The 3,669-nt window shown below is 64.3% G+C and carries 5 protein-coding genes; 2 read left to right on the forward strand and 3 right to left on the reverse strand.

Features of this window, described 5'->3' with window-relative positions:
- From VIQ49_RS00005 to VIQ49_RS00015, 3 genes are all read right to left on the reverse strand, one after another.
- The coding region (locus tag VIQ49_RS00005) for a hypothetical protein (protein ID WP_331879722.1) at positions 1 to 804 on the reverse strand (804 nt) is incomplete at its 3' end.
- A complete protein-coding gene (locus tag VIQ49_RS00010; protein WP_331879723.1) occupies positions 795 to 1,334 on the reverse strand; it encodes a hypothetical protein in 540 nt (179 codons plus the stop codon). The genes VIQ49_RS00005 and VIQ49_RS00010, both read right to left, overlap by 10 nt.
- 468 nt (positions 1,335 to 1,802) lie before the next feature.
- Entirely contained in the window at positions 1,803 to 2,189 is a 387-nt protein-coding gene (locus VIQ49_RS00015) for a prepilin-type N-terminal cleavage/methylation domain-containing protein (RefSeq protein WP_331879724.1), read from the reverse strand.
- Between the two features lie 316 nt (positions 2,190 to 2,505).
- On the opposite strand from VIQ49_RS00015, the gene VIQ49_RS00020 reads away from it, so the two are divergent.
- Both VIQ49_RS00020 and VIQ49_RS00025 read left to right on the forward strand, forming a co-directional pair.
- Complete coding sequence (locus tag VIQ49_RS00020) at positions 2,506 to 2,712, forward strand: hypothetical protein (RefSeq protein WP_331879725.1); 207 nt, start codon at positions 2,506 to 2,508, stop codon at positions 2,710 to 2,712.
- Positions 2,713 to 2,747: 35 nt separating this feature from the next.
- The coding region (locus VIQ49_RS00025) for a DUF222 domain-containing protein (protein WP_331879727.1) at positions 2,748 to 3,669 on the forward strand (922 nt) is incomplete at its 3' end.

Raw genomic sequence — 3,669 nt, forward strand, 5'->3', positions numbered from 1 at the left:
GCCGCCGACCGTTGCGTGATCGTTCCCCTGATTGTCCAGATGCACGACACCGACGGCGTTGATGTCCTTACCAACGGACGTCGCGCCGTTCGAGCTGAGAGTCACGTAGCTGTTCGTGGTGATTGAGCCTGTGACGGTCGCCGCCTGGCTGCCGTTTGTCACGTGACCACTTGCCCAAATGTCGCCCTCGACGCGGCACGTCGTACTGAATTCAACGTCGCCCGACAGCACGTACAGGTCTCCGGTGAGGGTCGCAGAGTTGTTGCACCGGTACGTGCCGTCGCGCAGTACGAGATCCCCCGTGTAGTGCGAGACGCCGGCAGTGAACCCGCCGGAGAAGTAGGTGACAACGCCGCCGGGCTGCTGCGAATACGTCACTTGCCAGGGGTACACCGAGTCGATCGTCACCGTGGAGTTATGGGGGCCGGTTCCCGTCGACTTTACGACGATGTAGTCGGTCGCGGATGTCGGGCAGCCCTCCGTGAGCCCGTTCGACGTGGTCGGCTGCACTCCATCGATGTCGGAGAAGTACACGCGAGTGTCGTACGTCGGGTCAGTGCCTGTGAAATGGGTCGTCGAGCACGCCGACATGCTGGCCACTGCCACATCGCGTCCGGACTCCGCGGCGATGAATGCCTGCGTCTGACCCTTGTTGGTGGCGTTCGCGCGGATCGTGAACAGGACTGAGGCCGCGATGATGCTGGCCACGATGAAACCGACCAGCATCACCACGACCACCGTGACGAGGACCGCACCGTCGTCTTCTCGACGCACGCGCATGAACAGCCGATCGATTACCAACATGGCGAACTCGTTCCCGTCGCGACCGACCTTGCCGCTGCTTCGCCGGAGAAGCGGACAGGAGCAGAGTCGGTCTCAATATCGAAGGTGTAGACCACTGTGTCCCCGTTCTCAACGAAGAACGGCGACGTGCCGTTCTGCACCACATCTGACTCCCAGTCGGCCCAGTCGTTCGTGTTGGCAGGGAGAGCCCCCGACGACATGGCAATGCGTGCTTCATCGTCGGTAAGTAGAAAGCCCTGGCAAGCGTGTGGCCCCGTGAGCGAGGTTCGCACTCGGAGCACTGTCCCGGTGTTGTCGACGTCGAAGTCGAGAGCATTGCGCATCGCCCGCTCCAATGCTGAGCCCATCACCTGACCGCGATTCGTCGCCCCCGAGACGCTGGTTACGTCTTCCTGAGTGCGCCAGGAATTCACGAGGATCAGTGCCATTGCTCCGAGAAGAACACTGGCGAGCAAGACGTACACGATCAGTTCGATCAGAGAGAGCCCGGAGTCCGCCTTTTCAACGTGGACTTTCTGTTCACGCGTCATGGCACGTACACGATCGCTTCAACATTCGCCAAGGTTGTCCCGGAGGAGTCGACCACCGTCAGAGCAACCGTTACTTTCTTCGAGCTGGCCGGGCACGTAGACGACGTGCCGCTGCTAGTGAGAGCCCGACTGCCACCGTCCGTGAACGTGTGAGATGTAGTCGCGGCGGCGATCTGACCGCATGTCGGATTCTCGCGGACCTCTTCGACAAGCGAGTTGAGTTCACGCGTTGCGGTAGCTGTGGCTGACTGCCGTGTCGAGTGCTGGATCCCCTGCCAGAGCGCCGGAAGGATCGCGACCGCGATAATCGCCAGCAAGAACATGCCGATAACGATCTCAACGATGCCGAGGCCTTCGTCAGACGAACGCGTTCCCCTCACTGCTCACCTCCCCAGTGGCAGAATCCCCAAGGCTAATGATGCCACCAGGGCCAGGGCTTTGCCCCTGACCCTGGTGACGCGATGCGCGTCAGCAACCGGGGCCGGACTGTCCCGTCTTGCTGTAGCCGGACGAAGTCATGCAGACGCCGTCAATCGTGGTCGGCGCGGTACCGCTCTTGAAGGCAACGGTGATGTCGCCCCCGGTGTAAGGCGCGATTGCGGTCGCCGGTGTCGTGGTGGTGCTGCTGTCGGCAAGCGCGGCTGCAACCGCCACCGCTGCGTCCGCCGCAGCGGCGTCGACCGCATTCTGCTGAGCTGTCGCCTGGATGTTGCTGAAAATCGGAATGGCGACCGCGACCAGGATGCCGAGGATCACGACGACGATGATGAGCTCGATGAGCGAGAAGCCCTCTTCGCCCTCTTCTTCGCGACGGCGGTTTGCCGCCTCGATGTAGTTCTTGATAGTTGCACGCATGGCGCAGTGTCTCCCCAGTGTGTGAATTGATTGGTCAGCTCCGACCGGCCGGCACAGCACAGCAAGTACCGGTTCACATGTAACCCCAGTAACGAACTCCCAGACTCTGTCAGAGCTGGGTTCGAGACACGCGCCCAAACGCGAATCCCCTCCCGCGGTCGACGCTGTCAGACCCAACCCCTTCATGTCAACGCGAGCGCATGCAGTGTTGCCTCAGGACTTCCTCAAGACGCATACCCGCCCCCTTCAGTATCGCGCCCACCGTGATGCCAGTACTCGTCCTGCTTCAGGCACGCTGTCGGTGAACGGATCGCTCATGACAATCGCAGAGTTCCTGCTCGCGATCGTCGGCACCGTCACCGCCGTGCGGCGCCCGACGCGCAAGCGCGGGGTCGTGTTGGCGCTCGTCGACAGCTCAATCCGGATCGCCTGGATGATCGTGAGGGTCGGCGCAACAAGCGCGGCGTGGGAGGTGCAACGGCTGCAGCAACGAGTATTTTGCGGCGTAAAATTTCGAACATAGTTTCTATTCTGCGTGCACCTTGGTATGCTCTTTATGTGAGCATTTCAGCGAACGCCGTCGACGATCTCGAGTGGCGCGCTGACGCTGTCGACGACTGGTTCTGGGCGCCCGACGATCCTGATGATCCGGCGCTGACTCCCCCCGATGTCGCCGTCGCGGCGCTCTACGCGAGTGGCGAGGCCCACACCGCGGCGGTCACCGCGCTCGAGGGCCTGAGTGTCCGTGCCCGTGTGCTGATCGCTGACGAATACGCCGCCATCGCGATGATTCTGACGGATGCCGCGGCCTGCCCCGACCCGTGGGTCGGGGCAGATCCGACACACGACCCGGACTGGCGGGACCCGCAGGGTCGCTCGGTCGCGGCGGTGCGTGCGGAGCGCCGCAACATCGCCGTGCGGGCGGCAGCACTCGATGTCGCGACGCGGTTGGGGATGTCGGAGACCGCCGTCCGCACCCGTGCCGCACACGCCGACACGCTGCGCGAGCGGTGCCCTCGGATCTGGGACGCGTTCCGCGCCGGGCGCGTAGCACCGCAGAACGCCGCTGCCGCGGCGCAGCTGGCGGCATCGCTCCCCGATGACGCCGTCGAAGCCTGGGAGCGGTTCGACGACGCCGTCGCCACGGCGGCGCAGCAGCTGCCGCCCGGCAAGTTCCGGCTGCGCGCCCGCGTCGCCCGCGAACGAGTCCACCCCGAGTCTCTCGAGGTACGCCACCACCGCGCGGCAGAGGATCGCAACGCGTGGTTCGAGGCCGAGCACGACGGCATGGCGACGCTCTCGGTGCTCGGCCCTGCCGATCGAGTGCTCGCCGCGTACGATCGCGCTGACGCCCGCGCGCGCCACCAGCGAGTTCAGCCGGGTGAGGAGCGCACCCTCGCCCAGCTGCGCGCCGACACCCTTCTCGACCTCATGACGACCGCGACGCTCGCCGGATCAGACACACGTGCGCCCCGCCCGT

The sequence above is a fragment of the Williamsia sp. genome (assembly GCF_036566845.1).
Classification (GTDB): domain Bacteria; phylum Actinomycetota; class Actinomycetes; order Mycobacteriales; family Mycobacteriaceae; genus Williamsia.

What these genes read in the sequence shown, in the direction of transcription:
- VIQ49_RS00010 (WP_331879723.1), bottom strand. Translation starts at nt 1,334, where the DNA reads ATGACGCGTGAACAGAAAGTCCACGTTGAAAAGGCGGACTCCGGGCTC.
- VIQ49_RS00015 (WP_331879724.1), bottom strand. Translation starts at nt 2,189, where the DNA reads ATGCGTGCAACTATCAAGAACTACATCGAGGCGGCAAACCGCCGTCGC.
- VIQ49_RS00020 (WP_331879725.1), top strand. Translation starts at nt 2,506, where the DNA reads ATGACAATCGCAGAGTTCCTGCTCGCGATCGTCGGCACCGTCACCGCC.